26 protein-coding genes are annotated in these 23,598 nt (G+C 58.0%); 20 read left to right on the top strand and 6 right to left on the bottom strand.

The genetic code is table 11. The features are described 5' to 3' along the window. The first annotated feature begins 689 nt into the window (after positions 1-689). The 6 genes from KBT70_RS14870 to KBT70_RS14845 all read left to right on the top strand — a co-directional run bounded on the left by KBT70_RS14870 (position 690) and on the right by KBT70_RS14845 (position 5,931). The gene (locus KBT70_RS14870) at positions 690-1,583 is read left to right on the top strand and encodes a LysR family transcriptional regulator (protein ID WP_296635417.1); all 894 of its coding nucleotides are present in this window, start codon (positions 690-692) and stop codon (positions 1,581-1,583) included. 85 nt (positions 1,584-1,668) lie between these two features. After that, positions 1,669-2,499, top strand: coding sequence for a putative hydro-lyase (locus KBT70_RS14865; protein WP_296635411.1), 831 nt, complete (start codon positions 1,669-1,671; stop codon positions 2,497-2,499). A 21-nt stretch (positions 2,500-2,520) separates the two neighbouring features. Next, positions 2,521-3,555: a TRAP transporter substrate-binding protein gene (locus KBT70_RS14860; RefSeq protein WP_296635406.1), complete on the top strand. Its 1,035-nt coding sequence runs from the start codon at positions 2,521-2,523 to the stop codon at positions 3,553-3,555. 23 nt (positions 3,556-3,578) lie between these two features. Beyond that, a complete protein-coding gene (locus tag KBT70_RS14855) occupies positions 3,579-4,127 on the top strand; it encodes a TRAP transporter small permease (protein WP_296635402.1) in 549 nt (182 codons plus the stop codon). Further along, the gene (locus KBT70_RS14850) at positions 4,124-5,407 is read left to right on the top strand and encodes a TRAP transporter large permease (protein WP_296635395.1); all 1,284 of its coding nucleotides are present in this window, start codon (positions 4,124-4,126) and stop codon (positions 5,405-5,407) included. The genes KBT70_RS14855 and KBT70_RS14850 overlap by 4 nt, the downstream gene beginning before the upstream one ends. Positions 5,408-5,475: 68 nt before the next feature. Then, positions 5,476-5,931, top strand: coding sequence for a hypothetical protein (locus KBT70_RS14845; protein WP_296635390.1), 456 nt, complete (start codon positions 5,476-5,478; stop codon positions 5,929-5,931). Positions 5,932-5,999: 68 nt separating this feature from the next. On the opposite strand, the gene KBT70_RS14840 is transcribed toward KBT70_RS14845, so the two are convergent. After that, on the bottom strand, positions 6,000-6,785 hold the full coding sequence (locus tag KBT70_RS14840; RefSeq protein WP_296635386.1) for a helix-turn-helix transcriptional regulator: 786 nt from the start codon (positions 6,783-6,785) through the stop codon (positions 6,000-6,002). Between the two features lie 118 nt (positions 6,786-6,903). Here KBT70_RS14840 and KBT70_RS14835 point away from each other — a divergent pair, with 118 nt between their 5' ends. The 3 genes from KBT70_RS14835 to KBT70_RS14825 all read left to right on the top strand — a co-directional run bounded on the left by KBT70_RS14835 (position 6,904) and on the right by KBT70_RS14825 (position 8,682). After that, positions 6,904-7,296: a hypothetical protein gene (locus KBT70_RS14835; RefSeq protein WP_296635384.1), complete on the top strand. Its 393-nt coding sequence runs from the start codon at positions 6,904-6,906 to the stop codon at positions 7,294-7,296. Positions 7,297-7,364: 68 nt separating this feature from the next. Beyond that, positions 7,365-7,886 carry a VOC family protein gene (locus KBT70_RS14830; RefSeq protein ID WP_296635379.1) on the top strand — a complete coding sequence of 174 codons (522 nt, stop codon included), beginning with the start codon at positions 7,365-7,367 and terminating at the stop codon, positions 7,884-7,886. Between the two features lie 37 nt (positions 7,887-7,923). After that, complete coding sequence (locus KBT70_RS14825) at positions 7,924-8,682, top strand: SDR family oxidoreductase (RefSeq protein ID WP_296635376.1); 759 nt, start codon at positions 7,924-7,926, stop codon at positions 8,680-8,682. On the opposite strand, the gene KBT70_RS14820 is transcribed toward KBT70_RS14825, so the two are convergent. Beyond that, positions 8,642-9,478: a helix-turn-helix domain-containing protein gene (locus tag KBT70_RS14820; RefSeq protein WP_296635373.1), complete on the bottom strand. Its 837-nt coding sequence runs from the start codon at positions 9,476-9,478 to the stop codon at positions 8,642-8,644. The genes KBT70_RS14825 and KBT70_RS14820 overlap by 41 nt on opposite strands. A gap of 232 nt (positions 9,479-9,710) precedes the next feature. Here KBT70_RS14820 and KBT70_RS14815 point away from each other — a divergent pair, with 232 nt between their 5' ends. Together KBT70_RS14815 and KBT70_RS14810 are read left to right on the top strand one after the other, a co-directional pair. Further along, the gene (locus tag KBT70_RS14815) at positions 9,711-10,289 is read left to right on the top strand and encodes a dihydrofolate reductase family protein (RefSeq protein WP_296635368.1); all 579 of its coding nucleotides are present in this window, start codon (positions 9,711-9,713) and stop codon (positions 10,287-10,289) included. Positions 10,290-10,622: 333 nt separating this feature from the next. Continuing rightward, complete coding sequence (locus KBT70_RS14810) at positions 10,623-11,042, top strand: lactoylglutathione lyase (protein WP_296635364.1); 420 nt, start codon at positions 10,623-10,625, stop codon at positions 11,040-11,042. A gap of 391 nt (positions 11,043-11,433) precedes the next feature. On the opposite strand, the gene KBT70_RS14805 is transcribed toward KBT70_RS14810, so the two are convergent. The 3 genes from KBT70_RS14805 to KBT70_RS14795 all read right to left on the bottom strand — a co-directional run bounded on the left by KBT70_RS14805 (position 11,434) and on the right by KBT70_RS14795 (position 13,723). Continuing rightward, the gene (locus tag KBT70_RS14805; protein WP_296635360.1) at positions 11,434-12,057 is read right to left on the bottom strand and encodes a glutathione S-transferase family protein; all 624 of its coding nucleotides are present in this window, start codon (positions 12,055-12,057) and stop codon (positions 11,434-11,436) included. Positions 12,058-12,318: 261 nt separating this feature from the next. Next, positions 12,319-12,885 (bottom strand): DJ-1/PfpI family protein, encoded by a 567-nt coding sequence (locus KBT70_RS14800; protein ID WP_296635356.1) that lies wholly within the window; start codon positions 12,883-12,885, stop codon positions 12,319-12,321. A 223-nt stretch (positions 12,886-13,108) separates the two neighbouring features. Beyond that, positions 13,109-13,723 carry a TetR/AcrR family transcriptional regulator gene (locus tag KBT70_RS14795; protein ID WP_296635426.1) on the bottom strand — a complete coding sequence of 205 codons (615 nt, stop codon included), beginning with the start codon at positions 13,721-13,723 and terminating at the stop codon, positions 13,109-13,111. Between the two features lie 67 nt (positions 13,724-13,790). Here KBT70_RS14795 and KBT70_RS14790 point away from each other — a divergent pair, with 67 nt between their 5' ends. The 5 genes from KBT70_RS14790 (at position 13,791) to KBT70_RS14770 (ending at position 17,630) form a co-directional block, all read left to right on the top strand. Then, positions 13,791-14,219: a VOC family protein gene (locus KBT70_RS14790; RefSeq protein WP_296635352.1), complete on the top strand. Its 429-nt coding sequence runs from the start codon at positions 13,791-13,793 to the stop codon at positions 14,217-14,219. Between the two features lie 225 nt (positions 14,220-14,444). Beyond that, positions 14,445-14,906: a carboxymuconolactone decarboxylase family protein gene (locus KBT70_RS14785; protein WP_296635347.1), complete on the top strand. Its 462-nt coding sequence runs from the start codon at positions 14,445-14,447 to the stop codon at positions 14,904-14,906. Then, positions 14,896-15,855: an RNA polymerase sigma factor SigJ gene (sigJ, locus tag KBT70_RS14780; RefSeq protein WP_296635342.1), complete on the top strand. Its 960-nt coding sequence runs from the start codon at positions 14,896-14,898 to the stop codon at positions 15,853-15,855. The genes KBT70_RS14785 and sigJ overlap by 11 nt, the downstream gene beginning before the upstream one ends. 72 nt (positions 15,856-15,927) lie before the next feature. After that, entirely contained in the window at positions 15,928-16,134 is a 207-nt protein-coding gene (locus tag KBT70_RS14775; protein WP_363270727.1) for a tautomerase family protein, read from the top strand. A gap of 344 nt (positions 16,135-16,478) precedes the next feature. Continuing rightward, a complete protein-coding gene (locus KBT70_RS14770) occupies positions 16,479-17,630 on the top strand; it encodes a glycosyltransferase (protein ID WP_296635333.1) in 1,152 nt (383 codons plus the stop codon). Positions 17,631-17,700: 70 nt separating this feature from the next. Here the strand turns inward: KBT70_RS14770 and KBT70_RS14765 are convergent, their stop codons facing one another. Beyond that, positions 17,701-18,591, bottom strand: a complete 891-nt coding sequence (locus KBT70_RS14765) for a Stf0 family sulfotransferase (RefSeq protein WP_296635329.1) — start codon at positions 18,589-18,591, stop codon at positions 17,701-17,703. A 477-nt stretch (positions 18,592-19,068) separates the two neighbouring features. On the opposite strand from KBT70_RS14765, the gene KBT70_RS14760 reads away from it, so the two are divergent. From KBT70_RS14760 to KBT70_RS14745, 4 genes are all read left to right on the top strand, one after another. Next, positions 19,069-19,782, top strand: a complete 714-nt coding sequence (locus KBT70_RS14760) for a sugar transferase (protein ID WP_296635324.1) — start codon at positions 19,069-19,071, stop codon at positions 19,780-19,782. Positions 19,783-19,876: 94 nt separating this feature from the next. Further along, a complete protein-coding gene (locus KBT70_RS14755) occupies positions 19,877-21,157 on the top strand; it encodes a polysaccharide biosynthesis/export family protein (protein ID WP_296635319.1) in 1,281 nt (426 codons plus the stop codon). A 25-nt stretch (positions 21,158-21,182) separates the two neighbouring features. Further along, positions 21,183-22,688: a lipopolysaccharide biosynthesis protein gene (locus KBT70_RS14750; RefSeq protein ID WP_296635314.1), complete on the top strand. Its 1,506-nt coding sequence runs from the start codon at positions 21,183-21,185 to the stop codon at positions 22,686-22,688. Beyond that, entirely contained in the window at positions 22,685-23,587 is a 903-nt protein-coding gene (locus KBT70_RS14745; RefSeq protein WP_296635311.1) for a polysaccharide pyruvyl transferase family protein, read from the top strand. The genes KBT70_RS14750 and KBT70_RS14745 overlap by 4 nt, the downstream gene beginning before the upstream one ends. The last annotated feature ends 11 nt before the right edge of the window (positions 23,588-23,598 follow it).

Below are 23,598 nucleotides of genomic sequence, written 5' to 3'. Positions count from 1 at the left end.
TCCATGCGCCAGCGATACCATCATCAGACAGGTTGGCGTTCTGGCCGACATCTGACCTATCGAGGCGTAGGAGAAAGTCGCGCGAGATTCTGACGTCAAGCAAGGGGCAAAAACAGAGAGATATGCCTATTTGATGCCATTTTGATGTATGTCCCGCCAACTGGGCGATAAGAAAACCCGGCGCGCTCAGCCTTCCGAAAACTATGCTCGAGCCGTGCAGTTTCCAGCGCGGAATTGTCGGTATCTTGGCGCTCAGAGCTGAGACCGCCCTCCAAGGGTCGCTTCAACATTTTCCGCTTCGACGACCCGCGTGTGATTCAGCTCGCACTTGATTTTACAGACTCCCTCAATGCGGGCTCTGCAAGGTTGGAAGACACATCTCATGCATCCGCATCGCCTTTCACTGGTTCGATCCGGCCAGCAATGCGGGTCGTGAACAATGTAACGGCCCACCCTCAACTCGCTGCCTCGCACCAGATGGTCCCGACGAATACCAAGAGTTCAAAATGGCACACCGAAACACGGAACTGGTTAATCTGAGAATACTATTCTTCGGTTCTCAAGAAGTTGAGTCCATCCTGCATATCGCATAGCGATAGAGAACAGCCTGACGTCGAAGACAGATTTTGGCATCCTCGGGAAAAGGGGCCATTAGCGCCATCGGAAGTCATTTGGAGGAGATAAAAATCTTGGCTAAATTGAATCTCGACCAAATGAAAGCGTTCCTGACGGTAGCAAGGCTTGGCAGCATATCCAAAGCTGCACAGGCGTTGAATCTGACGCAGCCTGCAGTAACAACACGCATCCAGAACTTGGAGGCTAGCCTTCGCGCGCAGTTACTGGAGCGCCGATCAACGGGCATCTCTTTGACGAAACGCGGTGGCCTCCTCGTCCGTTACGCCGAACAGATCGAACAGTTGTCTGAACTTATCTTCGCAGATGTGATGGATCCCGAAGGAATTGAGGGCCATCTGAGATTGGGTGTTTCCGAGACCATCGCACAGACATGGCTTCCCGAGTTTGTAACCTCACTGCACAAAGCGTTCCCGGTCATCGAAGTCGAGATTAATGTCGATATCTCGTTGAATCTACGACAGGACCTGTTGAACCGAGAGATTGATCTCGCCATTCTGCTTGGCCCCATTTCCGAGTTTACTGTCAACAATATTGATTTGCCGGATTTCGAACTTGCTTGGTACTGCTCCACTTCTGAACTTGGTGAGCAGGCAAACAGCGATTCGCTCTTCAAACTACCGGTGATCTCATACGCTCGCCACACTCGGCCTTTTCGTGAGCTGAAGTCGTTACTGCTTGAGAGAAACGGTCCTGGTGCGTTGATTTTCCCATCGTCATCACTTTCTGCCGGCTTTCGGTTGGTTGAAGCTGGACTTGGCGTTGCTGCGCTTCCTCGCCACATGGGAAAGCGATTTGTATCCGAAGGAAGAATTCGCGAGTTTAATCCGGGATGGGTGCCTAACCCGTTGAAATTCACAGCATCTTATGTTGGTGAACCACGGAGTCATCTTGTAGAAACCGCAGCACATATCGCTCTGACGGTTGCTCAAGAGTTCCAATCGATATAATTTTCCTTAATGCTTAAGAGCAAATAGTTTTAATTTGGTTTTATGGTGAGCATTTTGGATACTTCCCGAACGAAGGGAGGCATCCGTGGACAGCACTACATTTCAGAAACTGCGATTGGAATCGGTTGCGAATGTCCGAAAGACCATCCGTGCAGGAAGCTACGACGGCCACACGGCCGGTCTTGCGCCCGGCGTCTTGCAAGCCAATTTGACAATTTTGCCTGAGGAGGTCGCGCTTGACTTCATGCGCTTCTGTCAGCGCAATCCCAAGCCCTGTCCTTTGGTTGGCGTCTCGGAAACCGGCGATCCGCATTTACCTACGCTGGCTGCCAACATCGATATCCGCACGGATGTGCCAGCCTATAACGTCTATCGAGACGGCAGATTAGCCTGCGAAACAAAAGACATCAAAGCGCTCTGGAACGATCATCTCGTTGCCTTTGCACTCGGGTGCTCGTTTACATTCGAGCATGCGCTGATCCGGGCGGGTATCCCAATTTGGCACATCGACAACAATACAACCGTGCCGATGTTTCGAACCAACATCCAGACAATTCCTGCAGGGCCGTTCTCTGGGCCACTGGTGGTCAGCATGCGCGCCATTTCCAAATCGCAAGTTGACCTTGCGATCGACATCTCGCGCAGGTTTCCTCTGGCACATGGCGCACCAATCCAGGTCGGCTCCCCAGAGACGATCGGTATCGCCGATATCGCCCACCCAAATTGGGGCAATCCGGCCCCCATGCCCGAGGGCATGATTCCGGTATTTTGGGCCTGTGGAGTAACGCCACAGGTTGCGATTGAAGGAGCCGGGGTGCCGCTGTGCATTACCCACAAGCCAGGCCATATGCTGATTACTGATGTGCCAGAAGAGGCCGAAACACCCGTGCTGAACTTCGTTCAAGAAATCGGCTAATCAACCAAAAGGGAGAGCCCCATGAAAAAGAAGATCCTGATGATGAGCGCTGCGATGTTTGCATCGCCGGCCATTGCCGAAGACCTGTCGGTGGTCGGCAGCTGGTCAAGCTTGCCGCTGCACAAGCAGTTCGAGGCACCTTTCTGGTCAACCATCCTTCCAGAGGCGTCACGCGGAGAGGTGAGTGTGAACCTTACCACACATGACCAGATGAATCTCGGCGTAGCCGACGTCTACACACTCCTCGGCCAGGGGGTCTACGATGTCGGCATGACGGTCGCGGACTACGCCGTGGCCGACGCCCCGGAATTGGAGGGACTGGACGTCCCATTGTTGGCCTTGACGGCCATGGACGAAAAAGCGCTCGTTGATGCCGCCAAGCCGATGATCGAAGACATATACAATGCGCGTTTCAATAGCCATGTGTTGGCGATCGCGCCTTATCCGCCCCAAGTCGTCTTTTGCAACCACGAGATTGCCAGCCTAGACGATCTCAAAGATCTCAAGGTGCGCGCATCGGGCCGGATGACCGCAAAGTTTCTTGAAGCGCTCGGTGCCGAGGGCGTCAACGTTAGCTTCGCAGAGGTGCCCGGCGCACTCCAGAAGGGTGTGGTCGACTGCGCAGTCACTGGTGCAGGATCGGGCTACAGCGCTGGTTGGTGGGAAGTTTCGACCCATCTTTTGCCGTTGCCTCTCGGCGGTTGGGACCCGGTTGTGACGGCCGTCAATCTCGACAAGTGGAACAGCCTGTCGCCGGATCTTCAGACGCTGATCCAAGCTGAGGTGACGACCAAGCTCGAGGATCCGGCCTGGGCCGATGCGCAAGGCGCACTCGAAAACGATATCGCCTGCCTGACCGGCAATGGCACCTGCACGTCAGGAGATTCGCGCGCGATGACCCTTGTCTCCGTCAGCGATGCGGACTTCGCCAAGGCTAGGGAAATCCTTGAAATGCAAGTTCTTCCGGAGTGGGCGGACCGGGCAGGACCAGAATGGACCGCGCGCTGGAATGAAACCGTCGGAAAAGCCGCTGGTGTCTCGATCAGCACGAACTGAGAAATCTCTGGGAAGGGATCAGAATGGCTGAAAAACTGATTGGGCGCTTGCGATGGCTCAACACGTTGGTGGCGATGCTCATCGGAGCAATCCTGCTTACCTGTGCGCTTTACGTGCTCGCCGACATCATCCTTCGGAAAGTTGGGTCCTCTCTTGGAGGAACAGACGAAATCAGTGGATATGTCATGGCCATTGTAACCTCCTGGGGCATGGGCTTTGCCCTTCTTGAATTGAGCCATGTTCGTATAGACATCCTTCGGGGGCGTGTCGGTGCGCTCGGCAAGTCCGTCTTCGATCTGTTTGCGATGGCGGCACTGTCGATCACAATCACCGTCATCGCCATAAAATGCTGGCCAGTCCTTGAGCGTTCTATTGCGAATAGTTCGCGCGCGAACACGCCACTCGAGACACCGCTTTGGATCGTTCAATTGCCCTGGTTTGCCGGATGGGCTTGGTTCGCAATCGTCGCATGGTTGACACTCATTGCCGCTCTTCTGCTCATACTTAAGGGCAACTTCGAGGCCGGTGCAGCCGCCATCGGAACCTTCAGCGATGAGGAAAGCCTGCAATGATCACTTTTGTTTCAGTGGGTCTTCTGGCGCTGCTCACCCTGTCGATACCTGTAGGGATCGTTCTGTTTCTTCTTGGTTTCGGTGTAGATGCCGTCTTCAGCCCATTCCCTTTGATCAAAGGTCTTGGAAACCTAGTCTGGTCTACGTCGAACAATGCAACACTTATCGCGGTTCCATTCTTTGTCCTTTTGGGCGAGATCCTTGTTCGCAGCGGCATTGCAGAGCGAACCTACACCGCTCTGGATCGCTGGGTGTCCTGGCTTCCGGGCGGGCTGGTGCATGCCAATATCGCGACAGCCACCATGTTTTCTGCTACATCGGGTTCTTCCGTTGCGACCGCGGCAACTGTTGCAACCGTCGCCATGCCCCAAGCGGAAAGGCTTGGCTATGATCCGAGGCTCTTTTCTGGCGCCATTGCAGCTGGAGGAACGCTTGGCATCATGATACCACCGTCGATCAACCTTATTGTTTACGGTTTCCTCACACAGTCTTCAATTCCGCAACTTTTCTTGGCCGGATTGCTGCCAGGCATCCTTCTTGCGCTATCTTTCATGGCTGTCACCGTCATCATCTGTGCGATGAAGCCAGAGTTGGGAGGACCGCGACGCACATTCCCGTTCACCGAAATGCTGCGGGCTCTCCTGCATCTTGGGCCGATTGTCTTGCTGTTCTCAATCATTATTGGAACAATCTACAAGGGCTGGGCGACACCGACAGAAGCTGCTGCTGTTGGTGTCGCGGGCGCTCTTGCAATCGCAGCCATTTTTGGTGGTATTTCGCGCCAGATGTTTGCGGACAGCGTTGTTGGAACAGTCAAAATCACTTCGATGATCATGCTCGTCGTGATCGGTGCATCGTTTTTGAACTTCACCTTGGCCTCAGCTGGAATTGGACGGGACCTCAGCGCATTTCTAGAAGGGCTTGGTCTTTCGCCTCTGATGACGATTCTCGTGGTGGTCTGCATTTACATCGTCCTTGGCTTCTTCATCGAAACTCTATCGCTGATGGTTGTGACTATCCCGATCATTGTGCCGCTTGTCCTCGCGCAAGGCTATGATGTGATCTGGTTCGGCATCCTTATGATCGTTCTCATCGAAATGGCACTGATCACGCCACCAGTCGGCTTGAACCTCTACGTGGTGCAAGGTGCTCGAAAAAGCGGCAAGTTGAGCGAAGTGATGCTGGGCACCATCCCCTATGTCATCATGATGTTGCTCATGGTCGCAGCGCTCATTGCCTTGCCACAACTCGCTCTCTTTCTTCCTGCGGCTCTTCGGTAAACACGACCCTTTCAACGCCCAGCAAATCAATGCCGAACCACGCACCTGGAACGCAAAGAAGGCATTTCATGTGCCAATTCTGGGTCGACCGTGGTCGCACATTTCTAGATAACTTGGCGCGTTCAGTGCATGTCGAGAATTGGGGAAACGTCATGGTGTTTTACTGGATCGCCGCGCTTGGCCTTCTGTTTCTGAGCTACATTCATCTGACTGCGGGGCAGAGGAAAATCGTGAACCCGCTGCTTGCATCGCGGGAGTTGAAGGAAGACGTGGTCTGCGTTCTCTTCTTGTGCTGGCATCTTGTAACTTTGGTCATGCTTGGGGCCGCTGCAGCCTACATTGGCGCCGTAATATCGGATGCATGGAGAGAGTATGCCCTAGCAGGGACGGTGATGATTTCACTGCTTGCCCTGTGGAGTTTTGCCGTCGTGATCTGGAAGCGACAGCTGCATCGTGACATGCCGCAGTGGATCGCCTTTGCGGTGGTGGCAATTTTTGGCTTTGCAGGCCATCTTACAACGTGACCGGGCACTATCTCCAAGCCTTTCGGCATATGTGCAATCTGTTACCCGATCCCAGCCTCTGCTACGCGTCATCGCCTGAACAGCAGATCGCGTGTCTCCTTGTCGGCGGGAAGGAATGTCTCGATCGCAAGTTCAGACAGGGTCACGTCCAGAGCAGTGCCGAAGATCGTGGTGGCGCTCAGCAGGTTGAGGCGCCCGACCTCGCTGCGCAGGCGCATTGGTGTCGCGATCACATTAGGAGGGCCAGCGCGCCAGGGCGCCGTGTCGACCGGCACCGGGTAGTCTGCGACCTCGTCGCGAAGGTCAGCGAGCACGGGGTCCGCGACCTGCGCGATCTGGCGGTCGAGCCGGTGGAGAATATGGCACCGCCACTCGCGGTAATTCTCGATCCGCGGGGCCAGCCCCTCGGGGTGCAGTGACAGGCGCAAAACGTTGAGGGGCGGCACAAGCAACGCCGTGCCGACGCCCGCGAGCAAGGGGCCAACCGCTTCATTCGCCTCGATGAGGGTCCAGTGCCGGTCGATGGCGAGGGCTGGAAACGGCTCATGCGCCGTCAGTATGGCCGTGACTGCGCGGCGCATATCTTCCATGTCCGGATCATCGAGTGGACGGTCGCGATAGACCGGGGCGAAGCCTGCGGCGGCCAGCAGCACGTTGCAATCGCGCAGCGGCACCTCGAGCTGGCTGGCCAGACGCAGCACCATCTCGCGGCTTGGCACGCTGCGCCCCGATTCAAGGAAGCTGAGATGACGTTGGGATATCTCGGCCTCTACTGACAGACTCAACTGGCTGAGCGACCGGCGGTTGCGCCAGGAGCGAAGCAAGTCACCAAAGGACGGATTGAGCTGGGTCATGGCAGGCAGCCTAACGGAAAAGAAAGATCGCCACCATTACCTCGCGCATAATCGACCCGAGCCAAGTGCGCCGCCTATGGCTACTGTCATCGACACTTTCACCTGAAAGGACCCTCAGATGGCATTCGTTTCGAACCCGGCGCTTAGGCGCATTCTCCTGATCGACGCGGCGACTTGCGCCGTCATGGCCGCGATTTTGCTCGTAGCCAACCGCGTGTTGGCCACCCTGACCGGGTTGCCGGACCTGCTGGTTCTGGGTGCTGGTCTCGTGCTTGTTCCGGTTGCGATTTTCATGGCTGCGGTCGCCCGGTTCGGGACCGGCAGTGGGGCGCTGGTATGGTTGGCGATCCTCGGCAATGCTGGCTGGGTGATCGCGAGCCTTGGTATTCTGGTCGCGCTGACACCGACTCCGCTTGGTATTGCGTTCGTCCTCGTGCAGGCCGCCGTGGTCGCGGTGCTTGCCTGGCTCGAGGCCTCTGCCTGGGCAGGAAGCGCCCGCGCCGCCGCGTAGTTAAGCCCTTGTCGGGCGACGGCCACCTCCGCGCCCGTCAGCCACCCCTCCTGCTCGGAAGACATCTCATGGCCCATGTCCCCGTATTTGCCCTGCCACTCCTACTTGCCTCCACGCTTGCACTCTCGGCAGAAACGATCCCTCCTGCACTGGAAACCTCTGCCATGCCTGTCCGCGATCTCTATCCGCTGATCACCACGCCCGCGCTGTTCGAGGCGCGAGATTTCTATCGCGAGCATTTCGGCTTCGAGGTGGCGTTCCAGGCCAGCTGGTTCGTTTATCTGACCGGTGGCGCCGACGGCGAGAGCCGGGGCACCACCATCGCCTTCATGCATCCCGATCATCCCTCGACCCCGCCGGGACCCGAGGTGTTCGACGGGCGCGGCATGATTGTCACCATCGAGGTTTCTGACGCTGCCGCCACCCATGCGCGTCTGTCCGATGCCGGCGCCCCTATCGTTTATCCGCTGACGGACGAGCCGTGGGGACAACGGCGATTCATGACCCGTGATCCGGCGGGGGTGCAGGTCGATGTCGTCCAGCAGATCGCACCGGAAGCCGGGTTCTGGGATCGCTATATGATAGATTAAAGTGACGTCAGACCGCGACACACCTGGTAGATTTCCCATGATCGACGCCTTCGACTTGACGGGCCGTTCCGCAATTGTCACCGGTGCCAGCCGTGGCTTGGGTCTTGGGATGGCCAGAGCACTGGCAGGCGCGGGCGCACGCGTTGTCCTCAATGCGCGCGATGCCGCATCCCTCGATCAGGCGGCCGAAATCATACGCGCCGAGGGCGGCACGGTCGATGTCGTGGCCTGCGACCTTGCCTCAGAGGCCGAGCAGTTGGTGGACGACGCGGCGACCCTCTGCGGTGGCATGGACATCCTGGTCCACGCCGCGGCGCTCCGCGATCGTCGCGCAACGGCGCAGCTTGGCGCGGAGGATTTCTCGCGCCTCCTCGACTTGAACCTGACGGCGTCCTACCGCCTCGCACGCGCAGCGCTGCCGCACTTGACACGCGCGTCTGCGGGGCGGCTCATCTTTGTCTCGTCCATCGCAGCCCGGATCGCACGCGCTGGCGATCCGGGCTATGTCGCGTGCAAGGGTGGCCTTTCGGCACTCACGCGGGCGCTGGCGGTTGAGTTCGGCACGACCGGTCTGACGGTGAACGCCATCGCTCCTGGCCTTTTCGCGACAGAGGCCAATGCCGCGCTCGTCGCAGACCCGGCCATGCGAAGCTTCGTCGAGATGCGCGTCCCCTTGAAACGCTGGGGTGATCCGACGGAGCTTGCGACCGCCGTTCTGTTTCTTGCCGCACCCAGATCCAGCTATGTGAACGGCATCACGCTGACCGTCGACGGGGGCCAGTCGGCGCAGATGTAGGTCGCGCATGGCTGCCGGCCGGCACGTTCTCTTCCAGCACGGTGCGGGCCGCCGCGCTTGCCGGAAACCACAGCCCCACCCGCACTGATGTCGGCACGGTATCCTGCGGTAGCTGGAACATGCTCTGGACGGAGAAGAACGAGAGCCTTCCATAAGCCGTGTCGAAGTGCAGGTCGAGGCCGGGCTCAAACTGGCCGGGTTCGATCATCATCTGGTCGCCGAATCGCGCCCTCAATACCTGTTCCAGCGCCGCCACCCTCGGCGCAAGCGAGGGTCGTGTCATCTCTTCGAACCTCAACTGTCGAAGCAGGTGTCCGCCGTAGATCCAGGGGTCAACCATCCTAGAGAGAAGACCGCCTGCATGAGCCACGCCTGCAATCATGTCCCAGCAGGGCACCTGGCCCTCAGGCGATGCCAAGAACCCTGCCATCAGGTGGTGGAAGAGCCAGGTTGCGCCGGCATTCATCTGCACCATCCGCCAGTCGGCATCGAAGATCAGACCGGGCAGCGGATCATGCGCACTCAGCACTTGATGATGGGCAGGCGAGGGTCGTTCGGGCAAGACGAGGCCTCGCCCTCCCGTTGCAAAGCCCGCCCCGATCAAGGCTGCGTTTCGGGCCGAGACTGTGGCGCCGACTTCCTCCATCCAGTTCAGGATAAGGTCCCGGCTCGGTCGCGAGCGGCCGCGTTCGACAAAACTCACATGGCGCTGCGAAATGCCAAGCGCGAGCGCAAGGTCGAGTTGAGACGTCCCTCGAACCTTGCGCGCCGTCTTTAATATGTCACCGACCGTCATGGCTTCGATGTCCGACCTTTTCAGCTTCCCGGACCAAAGTCGCTTTCGCCGGTTCAGAATACGCCCAACTTGGCTGCGGCGGGATCGCTTGATGCCGCCAACGACTTTCTAGGCGAAACCCTGCCACCCGACGATGACCCGTCTGGTAATCGCGCAGGCGTTGGTTTCGTGCAAAACCTTGACGCCTCCGGCCCTCGGACAAGGTCGGTTTCAAAAGAAAGGTAACGAACGGATGCCCAGAAAGCTGATCGCGACGCAATACATCTCACTTGATGGCGTGATTGAGGACCCGGTCGGAATGGAGGAGAGTGGTCTTGGTGACTGGACGGGGCCGTTCAAGCGCGGCCCGGAGGGCGATGGCTTCAAGCATGCGGAACTGATGTCCTGCGATGCGCTCGTGTTCGGTCGGCGAACCTACGAGGGATTCGCGGCCGTTTGGCCCCATGTGCAGGATGAGGCGGGCTTTGCCGACCGCATTAACAAACTGCCGAAGCATATCGCGTCCCGAACCATGACGACGGCGTCCTGGGCCAATTCCATGATTCTGAGCGAGGATGCGGTGTCCGATATTCGTCGGCTGCGCGCCGCCGACGGAGGTGATATCCTTGTCTACGGAAGTGCAACCCTGCTCCACGATCTTCTGGCGCAGGATCTTGTTGATCGCGTCAACCTGATGATCTATCCGGTCACGCTCGGTCGGGGCAAGCGTCTCTGGGCCGAGGGATCTGCGGCGCGCTTCGCATTGATTGACGTCCGTGTGCTTGGCTCGGGCATCCTGCTGGTCCGGTATGACCGGGACCGGGCCGAATGACGGGCGACCCTCATTGAATGTCGAGAAGGCCCGCTAGATGCACACTCATGCGTGCTCTGCTCTGTGTATTTGAGCCCAAACCTGAGAAAATTTGATCGCCCAACGATTACCTGCGAGGTCGTCGACGGCGGGTTGGTGATTGGGCTACCCAAAGGTCCTGAGATGCGTTGCTCCAGCACCAACGGGGCAATCCACATCAACGACCGAGACCGCACTATCACGAACTGGTGGGAAGCTAGTTTCCACATCCGATCCGAATTGGCCTGTACTGGGTCACATGTCGATCCGCGAACCACGCACAATCATGTGCCATGCGTAAAAGGAGCAATTGAAATGCCGAAGATGATCTTTGTGAACCTGCCTGTGAAGGATTTGGCAAAGGCAACGCGCTTTTACACAGCCATCGGCTGCCACAAGAACGAGGTATTCAGCGATCATCAAGCCTCCAGCATGGTCTGGTCCGACACGATCACATTTCAGCTTTTGGTGCGTGACTACTTTCAGACGTTCACTCCGAAGAAGATCGCCGACTCAGATGCAACCTGCGAAGTGCTACTGGCGCTGACATTTGACAGTCGAGAGCAGATCGACACCACGGTTTCAACGGGTGTGGCCGCCGGTGGCGAGGCGGATGTCCGAGCGGTCATGGACATGGATTTCATGTACAACCGCGCCTTGGCAGATCCGGACGGTCACATCTTGGAACTCATCTGGATGAACATGGACGCCGCATCCGAGACACCCATGGCGTGAGTGCATCAGTTGGAGAGACTCAAAAGATACGCACTTATCTTCTTGCCGCAGTCATCCTTTCCTGCGGTCCTGCATGGGCCGAAACGTTCAGCGACCGGGCTGAGGCTTGCACTCGATCGCTCAGAACTCGTGAACCGCCTGGTTGCCGCCTCCGTCGCCTATGACATGCGGGGATGGCATCATGAATGGCCGCCGCGCGTCCGAGACTGATCCTCGGAACTGCGTTGTGCAGGGCGGCCGGGCAATTCCGCTCGTCGATACCGAAGGCTCGCCACCCCGATGAGAGATATACCCAGTCAATCATCCACATCTCCCACCGCCGCCACCCAAGTGTCGCAGACAGCAACCGAACGTTCACAATGGAGCGGGCGTTGTGGCGGAATCGACCGTCCTAGGCATCTTCAATCTGCGCCGGGAAGGGTGATCGCCAGGCAGGCAGCTCCATCAGGCGTTCATGCCAGCGGCGGACGGCCGGAAATTCATCGAGTGGGATCTGCGCCGCTTCAGCCCAAGGTAGGATCGTGGCGACGGCGAAATCGGCGAGGCTGAGCGCCTCTCCGACAAGGTAAGATCGGCCGTCGAGATGCGTGTCAAGAATGGCACTATAGTGGCGCACATATCCCAGTGCTTCGGCGACTGACGCGGGATTTGGAGCGCCCATATCGAACTCGGCACGGATGACATGTTCGAAATAGAGCTCCCCTGCAAATCGACAAAAATGGTCCGCAGCCCATCCAAACCAGCGCACGATCTCGACTTGGCGCGCATCCCGCGGCCATAGATCAGATCCTGCGACAATCGCGAGGTGGCACATGATCGCGTTGGACTCCCAGATTGTCTTGTCACCGTCCACGAGGACGGGAACCTTGCCATTGGGATTGATCGCCAGGAACTCAGCGCATCGCTGTTCACCGGATTTCAGATTGATCGGGCGAAATGAGACGTCCGGCCCCACCAGTCGCGCCACAGCGCAGGTCTTCCACGAATTCATGGTCTCGGCATAATAGAGCTTCATTTTGGGGGTCCTCTGGCATCGCATGTGTTGCGGCAGACGGTTGCAGGAGCGGGTGATCCGGACAGCCCAGCCAATCAGGTCGTGGGCGCTGTCATCCACCTCGGGATGAGACCGAGATGACATCTCTTGGCATGAAGGCACAATTACCTGATGTGTAATGCGTATTTTCTCAGCAACACGTGTATTGGCAAGGCAGCGCGCCGAAACAAGTGATTGGCGTCGTGATGTTTCCTGAGATGTCCGGCATCAACGCCCATGACCTTATGCGTGTTCTGCAGCGAGAGCGCAGAGATAAGCATCCAACTCCGGGCTCCCATGTCCAAGAGCCCGAAGGATCTCTGCCATGAACGTCATCGGCGCTGTTCCGGGCGCAGTCACGATGGCGTCGCAGGTAACGGCATAGGCGACGTCACGATACTGCGCCTCACCGCGATAACACGGCACCGTTTCGAGGAAACCACGTGAATTGCTCGTGTGGTCGACACTATTTAGCAGCCCCGCCTTGGCAAGCGACAACGTACCTGCGCAGATGCCTGCGACAAGTCGATTTTTATCGCGAAAGTCCCAGAGCACATTGTCCAAAACAGGGGCCCGACCAGCCCCCCAGCTCGTGCCGCCACAGATCACGACGCCCGCGAACTCGATCGGGTCAAGATCTTCCACGGCCACCGCGGGTATTGTGGCAAGACCGCCCATGGATGTGACACCGGCACCCGAGGGTGATGCGACAACACACTCGATCCCAAGGTGACCCTTCGCGGTACCCATGAGGGGCGCGCATTCCCAATCGGCGAACCCTTCGGTCAAAACAATGGCCAATTGTTTCATGACGTTCTCCATAAATCATGTTCTATCCGGTTGAATTCTGCTCTTCTGACGGAGCGATCCTGCGGCGACCCACCCTCAGGAGGATCGACCACACACGTTTACTGACGATCGTAAATGAATGGATGTGAGGACCATAGTTAAGAATAGGGGTCGGCAGGATCCCGCGAAGGTCCCACGCGCGCTCGGCGCGGATATCTTCAGAGGCGTCACTCTGCACAGCTGATCAAGGGAGGGTCGGGGAAGTCTCGGCACTTGGCTCGCGTTCAAGAAGCCTGGTCAGCAGGTCCTGCACTGTCTGCGCATACAACTCCACGTCTTCACCGCTTGCCCCGGCGATCACGGCACGCTCGAACATCGCAGATATGAGGTCTGCAAGCGCGTCAATCCGGGCTGCCGGCGCATCTGAGCCTAGAGCATCCGCGATCCCAAGTCGAAGTTCCCGGCCACCGGTTGCCAGGTCGATCCGGCGCATGGTTTCGGGGCCCAATACAGATGGACCTTCGAGCAACATCAGTCGTAGTCGCCCCGGTGTCTTCATCGCTTTCAGATAGGCCCGTGATCCCTGCGCGAGCGCCGAAACCGGCGACGCGGCGTCCAACGCACCAGCCTCAATCTCGGTGGCAATTTGGCGCGCTTCCGACTCCACGACGGCACGGAACAGAGCCTGCTTGTCCTTGAAGTGGTGATAAAGCGCGCCACGCGTGAGCCCGGCACGTGCGACAACCTCGGGCGTGCCCGTTGCGGCATACCCTTTTTCAAGAAACAGCATCCGGCCAGCCTCGATAAGGGCGCGACGCGTTTCTTCGCTGCGATCAGCATTGGACCGTCTTTCTTGCATACATACAGCCTGCATGTTAATTGTCACTTACATGCAGTTTGCATGTTCCCCAATGGAGACGCAATCGATGAAGATCACCCAGTATTACCCCGTGCTCATGGTTGAGGACGTTGCCAAGACAAGTGCATTCTACCGGACGCATCTTGGCTTTCGTTCCCTGTTCGAGAGCGACTGGTACGTCCATCTTCAGTCCGCTGAGGATGAGTGTATCAATCTGGCTATCCTTGACGCCGACCATGAAACCCTTCCCGAAATGTCCCGTGGCCACCACACCTCTGGCATGCTGCTCAACTTCGAAGTCGCCGATGTCGATGCGGTGCATCAAGCATTCTGCGATCAGGGCCTACCCATACTGCTAACGTTGCGGGATGAACCCTTTGGGCAGCGGCATTTTATCACCCAAGACCCCAATGGGATCATGATTGACATCATCACCCCAATCCATCCCAGTGAAGAATTTCGTGATCAGTACGCGATGGATGCTTGGCCGGGGTGAGGCAGCGTGAGCGTCGCTATCAATGCCACGAGGCCGCAGCAAAAAACTCGTCGCATCCAGTCGAGAGGGCATCAGGACATACAGCCCAATCTGATGCAGGTTGTGTCTGGAGCCGGCACCTGGCCCATGACTCCGCACCTAGTTGCCCGAATTTCGCTCTCGGTGTCACACCAGAGGACTCTTGAACGTCTCAAATAACGAACATGGTCCTCAGGAGATAAAATCATGACCACACGCTTACAATACTTCACAGTTGCCCCTGATCTGGTGCAGAAGTTGGTTGATCTGGACGCCGTTGTCGGCGCCAGCGGTCTGCCGCCACGGCTGATGCACTTAATCAAGCTGCGTGCTTCTCAGATCAATGGATGCGTCTATTGCCTGCATCTCCATGCGCGCGAGGCACGCGCCGCAGGCGAAGTGCAGGGCCGATTGGACCTTTTGCCCGCTTGGCGCGAGGCGTCCTGTTACACCCGCGCAGAGCGTGCGGCCCTCGCATGGACTGAGTCGCTGACCGAGATCGCCAACCAAGGTGCCCCCGACGAAATCTACGAAGAGCTTTGCCGCCACTTCGACGAGAGCGAGTGCGTGCAACTGACACTACTGATCGGGGTCATCAATATTTGGAACCGGATGGCCATAGGTTTCCAAAGCAAACATCCCAAAGTATCTGTACCTGATGCAGCCTGAGAAGATCATTGACAGGGCAAAGGCGTTCGAAGCCTCGCGGCAAAAGTTGACCGGCATCGCCTACCGCATGACTGGATCGCACACAGACGCAGAAGATGTTCTGCAGGATACCTGGTTGCGCTGGCAGACAGCCGACCTTGCGAACCTCGAAAACCCCGAGGCATACCTTGTCACGATCGCATCACGCTTGTGCCTTGACAGGTTGCGACGCCGCCAGCGCGAGAAAGTAACCTACATCGGCCACTGGCTGCCAGAGCCCCTGCTCACGGAAGGGGTCAACGCGCCTGCAATCGAGCATGAAACCGACATATCCTATGCGCTGCTGGTTGCACTGGAACGTCTGTCGCCATCCGAGAGGGCTGCGTTCATCTTGCATGATGTGTTCGAGATCGAATTCCGGGAGATTGCACAATCCTTGGGAAAGTCCGAGGCGGCGTGCCGGCAACTGGCAAAGCGGGCGCGCGACAACCTGCGTACCGAGCGTCCGCGATTTGCCGTCGCTGCCGAAGACCATGAAGCTGTCGCAGCCGCGTTCTTCAAGGCCTCCCGAGAGAACGACGTAGAGGAGATCATGCGCTATCTGGCCGATGGTGCGGACCTACACAGTGATGGCGGGGGACGAAAGATCGCTGCCTTGAACATCATCAAGGGGGCCAGCCATGTGGCGCGGTTCTTTGCAGGCCTTGCGAGGAAACCGGGGGCTGCGCCGCCAATCTGGCGGCAAGCCGCGCGGTTGAACGGGTTGATCTCGGAGCTAACTCTCGAGGCGGACGGGACGCGACAAGCGACCGCTGTCGAGGTTGCAAGCGGCCGCATCACCACGATCTACCTGCTCCGCAATCCCGACAAGCTGGGAAGATTGTGGGCCGCTGTGCACGACTCGGATCGCAATGCGGCCGATCCGTCCACAGCTCTTTCGCCCGATCGTCGGCGCGGGCCTGCAACATGATGGCCAAAGGAAAATTCCCCGATCGCCGCAACGCTGTGAGGCAGGGATAACAGCTAACGAACCCCAGCCGGAATAAAGAGGATACTTTCCATGCCCATTGTTACGATCCAACAGTCCCCCCGTTCACGCAACCTGAAACGACACGTTGCTGAGAAGATCACCACCGCTTTTGTCGAAGCCTATGGTCTGCCGGCCGACGCCGTGCAGATATTCTTTGCTGAAGCCGAAGATGAGAACTGGGCAAAGGGCGGCGTTCTTGCGTCGGATAGAAACCCTTGAGCCGGACGTCTTTGCAGAGGTGTTCGTGATGTCCGACGATGAATTGGAGGACGGAAACATCCACAAGGTGGAAGCGGGACCGTGGGCCGCAATTGGGAGATAGCTACCGTGAGCGAAAAGTGCGGGAGTAAGCAAATACAGAACCGTCACGGTATACGATGCAGGCCGGTGGGGGCATCCACTGCATCAATTCACTCCCCAGTGACACCACCAACTCCAAGCTGATATCCGCCCGTTCCCATCGACCAGACGCTGCTACCTTGCATCGGCAGGCCACCACCAAATAATGGAACGCGGTATTTGCCGACACGCCCGTCGGCGGTCGGAGACGGGATGGATTGATCATGGCGCGTGTCGTTGTCTTTGCTTTTGACATCAAAGAGGCTTCGCAGATTCGCCGGATTCGCAGCTTGTTACAGCTCGGCTACGACGTGCGAAGCTTGGCGTTTCAGCGCGGCAATATGAACGCGGACTTTGTGCCAGACTGGACGAATACCAACCTCGGTCACGTCCCGAACGAGAACTACGGCAAACGCCTCCTTGCTCTTATCCGAGCCCTCTGGCCAACCTTCAGATCACGGCAGAATCTCAGATCTGCAGATGTCATTGTGGCGCGAAACTTCGATCTTTTGATCCTCGCCTGGATGGCACGAGGCCTGTTCGGTCGAAGACGGGTCCCAATCGTATACGAGTGCCTCGACATCCACCGGCTATTCACACGCCCCGACGCAATTGGTGCTCTGATGCGTTGGTGTGAACGGCGCCTTCTGGCGCGCGTGCAACTTCTGATCGTCTCTTCGCCCGGCTTCGTCGAACATTACTTCGTGCCGGTTCAGGGATTCCACGGTGACGTCTCGATCATCGAGAACAAGCTCTGGTTCGATGGCGCAACGGTCTCGCGCCCGCTGGACGCACCGCGACGCAATGCGCGTGGTCCCATTATTCTAAGTTGGGTGGGGTCCATTCGCTGTGCGCCTAGCCTTCAGATCCTGCTTCAAACCGCCGACCGGATGGGCAAGGATGTGCAGATCAACATCCATGGGAATGTTCACCGGCACGCGATCGGCGACATCGACGCAGCCGTGGAGTCGCGGGCAAATATTCGATTCTTTGGCCCCTACAGCTATCCTCGCGATCTCGAAGCGATCTACGCTGGCAGCGATCTTGTCTGGGCACAGGATCTCTGGCAAAGCGGCGCGAATTCGGACTGGCTATTGCCCAATCGGATGTATGAGGCGAGCTGGTTCGGCTGCCCTTCGATTGCGGTTGAAACGACCGAGACAGGTCGAAAGGTTGCAGCCGAACAACTGGGCCTGACAATATCAGAGCCTTCCGCCGATGCGCTTGTCGCGCTCCTACGCCGTATCACGCGTCCTGAACTCAGCGCTCTTTCGCAAGGGATTCTGGAGCAGGACGACAAGCAGTTCGAACTTCGCCCCGAGGCGATTGAAGACGCTCTGAGCCCGGCATTCCGAATCTCGCCAGCAAATCGCTAAGACGGCCTTCTCGGTTTTGAACGTCGACACCAAACCTAAAGCGGACAGCAATGTTTCCTTGGCGCCGTCGTCACGCCCCAAGGCCGAAGCGCCGCAGCGCGCCCGAAACAGTTTGCCGAAGGCCGTTGCCAAGACGTCGCGCCTTGGGCGTGTGTCGATAACCGGGTATGGGCTGACATTGCCCGATAGCGCCGCGATTCTCTGACTTAAATCGCTCGACCCAGACTTCTGTAGGATCGTTGGATGCGCGTTGAGCCTTGGGCTGAAAGACATTCTCGCCGGTCGATGCATCCGGCAACTCGATATTGAGATAGGTCGCTATACGCTCAATTGCGCCCTTCCGGTCGGTAACGATATCCTCATAGAAGAGTTCCAAGGGCTTCACGCCCAGACTGGCCAGGAAAGACGTCCATCCGGCATTGAAATCGGCAATCGCTTCCACCTTCGCCGCAATCAGATTGCGGTCGTATCGCGCTTCGGCCCGCTCCGGCATGTCCGAGATCCAAGCCCCGGTTTGCTGCGCCCGCGCGAATGAAACCGCCTGCCGCACAAGATCGCGGCGCTGCAGTTGGATGAAACGATAGCTCAACGGATCGACTTCGTGGTCCAAGAACGCTTCCAGATGCTCATGGTGTAACTTTACGGAGAAAACTCCGTTGGGACCGGTGCGAACCGATTTGATGAATTGGAGAGTATCGGTCGCACCGGCGCGGCGCGCGCGCTTTTCCCAGACCGGCCAGTTGCCAGAGTTGAGATATTCCAGCGGATAGCCAAAGCAATTCAGTGCGCGCATCTGATGGCCAAGAAAATGGCTGCCGCATCGCGGCGTTGTGCAAATGGCGACATGACATGTCACCGGGGTCGGATCAAAGTCGTTCTCGACTGCGAATTGCCGGTGCCAGAGAGTCTTCGGAACAGCAAGCTGCTGGCTATTGAATTCGGTTTCAGGGGGTGCGGTCACGAGTCATCCTCACAGTGCATCATGTGTTTGCTTGTTCCGGGTAACCGATCTACCCATGAGCAGGGCCCGACGTTCTTCGTTTCGATGTGATTGTTCGGCTTGGCCGCGTCTTTGCAGTCGTGCAATTAAAGCCTCGGCCAGCAAATGAAACCCTCTACTTCCGCGACCACACACGAGATCCGGCCGGAGCGAGCGTCGTTTCTCATGACTTGCATGCCCATCGGCAAGAAACCGTGGTCGAAAATGCGATAGTTCGCGCATCTACGGAAGGTCTTGTTATAGTTCGTTTATATTGATTTGACACCGCAAGGGCGAGCCGAATCCCCTGAGTTTATTTGATGTTTACGCAAGTTCCGGCAACCAGAGGTGGCAAAATTCTGCTGTTCTCGCTGCAGTTGCAAAGTGACGCTACTCGATATCGAGGCCATCAAGTAATGGTTTGTGCAGATTTCCAGTCACCTCTTCAGGAGCACGCACATGTCGACGTCGAATGAAGTTAGCCCGGAAGTGTTTACCAGTCGCCAAACTTGTTCCGGCGGCGACGAGCATGGCGATACGAGAACCTCCTCACGCAGGGTGTTAGGGGGGCGCTCAAAGAGAGTTTTGGACGTTCTCGTGGCGCTCTTCGGCCTCGTTCTTCTAAGCCCTCTGTTCATGCTGATCGCCTGCGCGATCAAGATTACATCGCCCGGCCCTGTGCTGTTTGGTCATACTCGCATCGGCTATGCTGGGCAGCCGTTCCGCTGCTGGAAGTTTCGGTCCATGGTGGTCGATGGTCAGGACCTGTTGGACCGCTACCTGGCAGAACACCCTGACGAGCACCACGCATGGGTCACCGAACGCAAGCTGAAAAACGACCCCCGAGTAACACGGATTGGCGCGGTTCTTCGCACCTATAGCGTCGATGAGTTACCGCAATTGCTCAATGTTCTGGCCGGCTCAATGAGTCTGGTCGGCCCACGCCCCGTGGTGCGCGATGAACTGTCACTCTACAGCGACGCGGTGCAGTTTTATCTGAGCGCTCACCCCGGAATCACCGGCCTTTGGCAAGTAAGCGGACGCAGCGATGTCGGTTACGACAAGCGGGTCGAATTGGACAAATCGTATGTACAAAACTGGTCACTGTTTTTGGACTGCGTGATTCTGGTCCGAACAATCCCGGCGGTTATCGCGGCGCGGGGCTCGTACTGAGTCGTGGCGGGAGCGCGCGCAACACCGCAGACATCTGGTCTTGCACGCATCAGATTGGCGATGCAGCACGGCAAACTATGAAAAGGGATGCGTGATGCAATGGACATCGAGGGCCATATCGGCCTGTCTGACCGCGATGCTCTGGCTGAACCAGCCAGCCTTAGCGCAAACGCAGGACGTACCTGTTGGCATGAACGACATTCTCAAAGTGCGGGCGACGATCTGGAACGCTGCCGACGGCACGGTCGAGGAACTGCTGACAGTTTCGGACAGCTACAGCGTCAGTGCCGGTGGAAAGATCTCTGTTCCGCTGGTCGGTAGCGTGGATGTGGCGGGTCTCACACCACAGGAAATCGCATCGACCCTTCAAGAAGCGATGGCAGGCTACGCCGGAGCCGGCCGCACGCCCCGAGTATCGGTCGATGTCGAGCAATATGCGATGATCTACGTCGCAGGTGAGGTCGATGCACCGAATGTCTACACGTATTCTCCCGGCTTGACTGTGCTCAAGGCCGTGACGCTCGCTGGCGGTACTGCCCGGATAGAGCCCATCCTTGGCCAAGAACGCAACTTTTACCTCGCCCGGAGCGCGGCCATGGTTCTGAGCAAGCAGTTGCGCTTTCTCGAAGCACGAAGGGATCGCCTGGCTGCAGAAGTCGCGCGCAGTGAAATAACAGCCGCAAGAGATAGTCCGGACCTGCCGAGCGTCAGCAAGTTCCGCGCGGGCGAGGCGGCGATCTTTGAGGCTCGCAACCAACTGCTCGACCAGCAGTTGGCGTTCCTCGACAAGGCGGAAACCGCCTTGAACGATGCAATCAGAGTGCTGGAACAGAAACTCGCAACCAACACGGAGCAACTGCGGGCTGGTCGCGAGGAACTGAGACGCGAGGAAGACATGGTCGAGCAAGGTCTTGCTACCCGTGCGCGGTTGTTTGATCGCGTGCGCTATGTTGGCGAGGTGGAAAGCCGAGTGCTCGATATCGAGCGTTCAATCCTGTCGACACAGCAAAATCTACGAGACATCGAGGAAGAACGGATTGTGCTGGAGGCGTCGCGGGCCGAAACCGCAGTCACCGAACTGCAAGAGGTCACCGCCAAGATCGTAGAGGCCGAAGCCAAGCTGGACGGAGAATATGCGCTGATGTCGGCAGCACTCGGCGAGGACGTCACGCTCGAAAGCCTGCATGCGCGCGCCGTCGGCACGCCGGAATTCTGGATCACCCGCACCCGCGAAGGCGACTCCCGCCAGTTTGAGGCGCAAAGCGATACCGAAATTCTGCCGGGTGATGTGGTCGAGGTCAAATTCCCGGACATTCTTGAGGAAGATTTTCCAGAAACCCCGGCGGCGTTTTCCGCAGCCGGATCGGTCAACTGAAGCATCAGCCAGATCGGGATTTGCCATGAGCCAATCGCTTGAGACCACCGCTGTCGCTCCTGGCACGGCTTATCATCCGCATGTCCGCACCGGCCGGTCGCGGTCCGCCGCTGTTGGAGTGCTCTGGTCATCGTTGCACACGGCTATTCCAATCTTCGGTTCCACGCTGATTTTTTACGTCAGCGCACGCTATCTCTCCCCGGCCGATCTGGGGCTCTTCGGCCTTGCGAGCAGTTTGGTGATGACGGCGATAGCGGTGTCGCCAATTGCGTTCGGCGAGGCCCTTGTTCAGCGCAAGACGATCTCGAAATCCAACGCCGACAGTGTCTTCTGGATGACGATAGCGGTTGGTTTGGTTCTGATGTTGTCGGTCTTTCTGGCAGCACCGTCCATCGCGCAATGGGCAGGCGACAGCGCAATTGCCGCGCTCCTACTGCTGTTGGGACTGCGTATCCCGCTCGACTTGTCGGTGGCGGTGCCCAACGCGATGATCGTGCGGTCGATGAAGTTCAAGCTTGTCGCCTTGCGAACCTCCGTCGCCACTTCGGTCAGCTTGGTCATCACCCTCTCCTTACTTTGGGCTGGGTATGGCTATTGGGCTCTGGCAATCAGCCAGCTTTCGAGCAGTATCGTGATCTGTGCTATGGTCTTCTGGACTTCCGGTTGGCGCCCCGGTCTGAGCTTCAATCTGCACGCAATCAAAGAGTTGACGGGATACGGGCTCTATGCGTCTGGAACTCGAATGCTGACGACAATGCGTCTTGATCACATCGTACTGGGTGCGCTTGGCGGCACGGCGATGCTCGGGTTCTACTTCTTTGCTCAAAAGCTCTACCTGATGCTGACCCAATTCGTCGGCGGCGCGCTTTCATCTGTGACACATGCATTGTTCTCATCTCTTCAGGATGACCGCGAGAAGACCGCCCGCGCCTTCTACATTGCGTCGTTCTCGGCGGCGGTCGTCAGCCTGCCGTTGTTCAGCCTGCTCTTGGTGCTCGCCCCCGACATCGTGGCATTGCTCTTCGATCCCCGGTGGCAGGGTGCCGGATTCACAGTGCAGATGTTCAGCGTGATCGGCTGCATAGCGGGCGTCAGCGTTGTGCAAGGCGCGTTCATCCGCAGCCAAGGCAAAGCAAACTGGTGGTTCTTCTACCAGCTTATCCAGCAGGCAACGTCGCTGCTGGTGATCGGTGTAACCTTCAGTGCCGGGCTGGAGACGCTCATGATCGCGCTTGTTCTCAAATCCCTGCTGGTCTGGCCGATATCGGTCATCATGATGGCACGACTGCTGGGGATTGGACTCCTCAAGTATCTGGGCACGTTTGTCACCCCGGCTATTGCCACTCTGGCGATGATTTCTGCGGTGCTGGCAACCCAGCATCTGGCGCCCGAGCTATCTCCCGCCATCTCAGTGGCGGCCCGTATCGGTATCGCGATAGTCACCTATCTGGCCGTCCTCGGATTGATCGCAAGGGACAGAATTGTGGAGATCCTCAACCTCGTGTGGCCTGGTCGGAGAAAGACTGCATGAAACTTACATATTTCCAAGGCCGCTCCCCGAACTTTGGGGACGAGCTGAATGCCACCATGTGGCATCATCTGCTGCCGCAGAGCTTCTTCGACGAAGACCCCTCCACGCTGTTCGTCGGAATCGGCTCGGTGATTCAGCACAATTACCCCAGATCCGCACGCAAGGTGGTCGTCGGATCGGGGTATGGCGGTTACACAGCTCTGCCGGACATTTCCGACGGGACTTGGGATTTCCGGTTCGTGCGCGGCCCACGGACCGCAAGCGCGCTAGGTCTCGATCCGCGTCAGGCGATAACCGATGCGGCGGTCCTGTTGCGTGCTACCCCGCTGCCCCCACCGGCAAAGGCAATCGGCACAGCATTCATACCGCATTATGAAAGCATAGAACGCGGCGATTGGCGCGCGGCGTGCGACCTTGCCGGTATCCATTTCATTGATCCGACCGAAAGCCCGGATCAGGTGATTGCCCAACTGCGCGGCGCAGATCTGGTGATCGCCGAGGCGATGCACGGTGCAATTGTCGCCGACGCCATGCGCACACCTTGGATCGGCGTGAAGACCATGCATCACGTCCATCGATTCAAATGGTATGACTGGACCGACTCGCTTGCGATACCCTATCGACCACGGCCCCTCCTCCCGTCCAATGGCCGCGAAGCCTGGGCCGTCGCAACCGGGCGTTCCGGCAGTGGTCCGGGCGTGCGCGCGGTTTTTGAGAACCCGGCGGGCCGTCCGGTCAATTGGGCGTGTCGGCATCTGGCCGCGCGCAGCCTGCAAAGCCTCGCCCGTGTCGATCCGCACCTGAGCGCCGACAGCGAGATCGAACGCGCGACAGACCGCGCCTTGAGCCGCGTCGAGGCGATGGTCCGGGACTATGGGGACAAAGCCTGGTCAACCTAAGTCCGGGTCAG

The sequence above is a fragment of the Roseovarius sp. genome, assembly GCF_018066915.1.
In the GTDB taxonomy this organism is placed as follows: domain Bacteria; phylum Pseudomonadota; class Alphaproteobacteria; order Rhodobacterales; family Rhodobacteraceae; genus Roseovarius.
Note: the sequence above shows the minus strand (reverse complement) of the source record. Positions and strands in the feature narration are given on the sequence as shown.

What these genes read in the sequence shown, in the direction of transcription:
- KBT70_RS14860 (WP_296635406.1), top strand. Translation starts at nt 2,521, where the DNA reads ATGAAAAAGAAGATCCTGATGATGAGCGCTGCGATGTTTGCATCGCCG.
- KBT70_RS14855 (WP_296635402.1), top strand. Translation starts at nt 3,579, where the DNA reads ATGGCTGAAAAACTGATTGGGCGCTTGCGATGGCTCAACACGTTGGTG.
- KBT70_RS14850 (WP_296635395.1), top strand. Translation starts at nt 4,124, where the DNA reads ATGATCACTTTTGTTTCAGTGGGTCTTCTGGCGCTGCTCACCCTGTCG.
- KBT70_RS14845 (WP_296635390.1), top strand. Translation starts at nt 5,476, where the DNA reads ATGTGCCAATTCTGGGTCGACCGTGGTCGCACATTTCTAGATAACTTG.
- KBT70_RS14840 (WP_296635386.1), bottom strand. Translation starts at nt 6,785, where the DNA reads ATGACCCAGCTCAATCCGTCCTTTGGTGACTTGCTTCGCTCCTGGCGC.
- KBT70_RS14835 (WP_296635384.1), top strand. Translation starts at nt 6,904, where the DNA reads ATGGCATTCGTTTCGAACCCGGCGCTTAGGCGCATTCTCCTGATCGAC.
- KBT70_RS14830 (WP_296635379.1), top strand. Translation starts at nt 7,365, where the DNA reads ATGGCCCATGTCCCCGTATTTGCCCTGCCACTCCTACTTGCCTCCACG.
- KBT70_RS14825 (WP_296635376.1), top strand. Translation starts at nt 7,924, where the DNA reads ATGATCGACGCCTTCGACTTGACGGGCCGTTCCGCAATTGTCACCGGT.
- KBT70_RS14820 (WP_296635373.1), bottom strand. Translation starts at nt 9,478, where the DNA reads ATGACGGTCGGTGACATATTAAAGACGGCGCGCAAGGTTCGAGGGACG.
- KBT70_RS14815 (WP_296635368.1), top strand. Translation starts at nt 9,711, where the DNA reads ATGCCCAGAAAGCTGATCGCGACGCAATACATCTCACTTGATGGCGTG.
- KBT70_RS14810 (WP_296635364.1), top strand. Translation starts at nt 10,623, where the DNA reads ATGCCGAAGATGATCTTTGTGAACCTGCCTGTGAAGGATTTGGCAAAG.
- KBT70_RS14805 (WP_296635360.1), bottom strand. Translation starts at nt 12,057, where the DNA reads ATGAAGCTCTATTATGCCGAGACCATGAATTCGTGGAAGACCTGCGCT.
- KBT70_RS14800 (WP_296635356.1), bottom strand. Translation starts at nt 12,885, where the DNA reads ATGAAACAATTGGCCATTGTTTTGACCGAAGGGTTCGCCGATTGGGAA.
- KBT70_RS14795 (WP_296635426.1), bottom strand. Translation starts at nt 13,723, where the DNA reads ATGCAAGAAAGACGGTCCAATGCTGATCGCAGCGAAGAAACGCGTCGC.
- KBT70_RS14790 (WP_296635352.1), top strand. Translation starts at nt 13,791, where the DNA reads ATGAAGATCACCCAGTATTACCCCGTGCTCATGGTTGAGGACGTTGCC.
- KBT70_RS14785 (WP_296635347.1), top strand. Translation starts at nt 14,445, where the DNA reads ATGACCACACGCTTACAATACTTCACAGTTGCCCCTGATCTGGTGCAG.
- sigJ (WP_296635342.1), top strand. Translation starts at nt 14,896, where the DNA reads ATGCAGCCTGAGAAGATCATTGACAGGGCAAAGGCGTTCGAAGCCTCG.
- KBT70_RS14770 (WP_296635333.1), top strand. Translation starts at nt 16,479, where the DNA reads ATGGCGCGTGTCGTTGTCTTTGCTTTTGACATCAAAGAGGCTTCGCAG.
- KBT70_RS14760 (WP_296635324.1), top strand. Translation starts at nt 19,069, where the DNA reads ATGTCGACGTCGAATGAAGTTAGCCCGGAAGTGTTTACCAGTCGCCAA.
- KBT70_RS14755 (WP_296635319.1), top strand. Translation starts at nt 19,877, where the DNA reads ATGCAATGGACATCGAGGGCCATATCGGCCTGTCTGACCGCGATGCTC.
- KBT70_RS14750 (WP_296635314.1), top strand. Translation starts at nt 21,183, where the DNA reads ATGAGCCAATCGCTTGAGACCACCGCTGTCGCTCCTGGCACGGCTTAT.
- KBT70_RS14745 (WP_296635311.1), top strand. Translation starts at nt 22,685, where the DNA reads ATGAAACTTACATATTTCCAAGGCCGCTCCCCGAACTTTGGGGACGAG.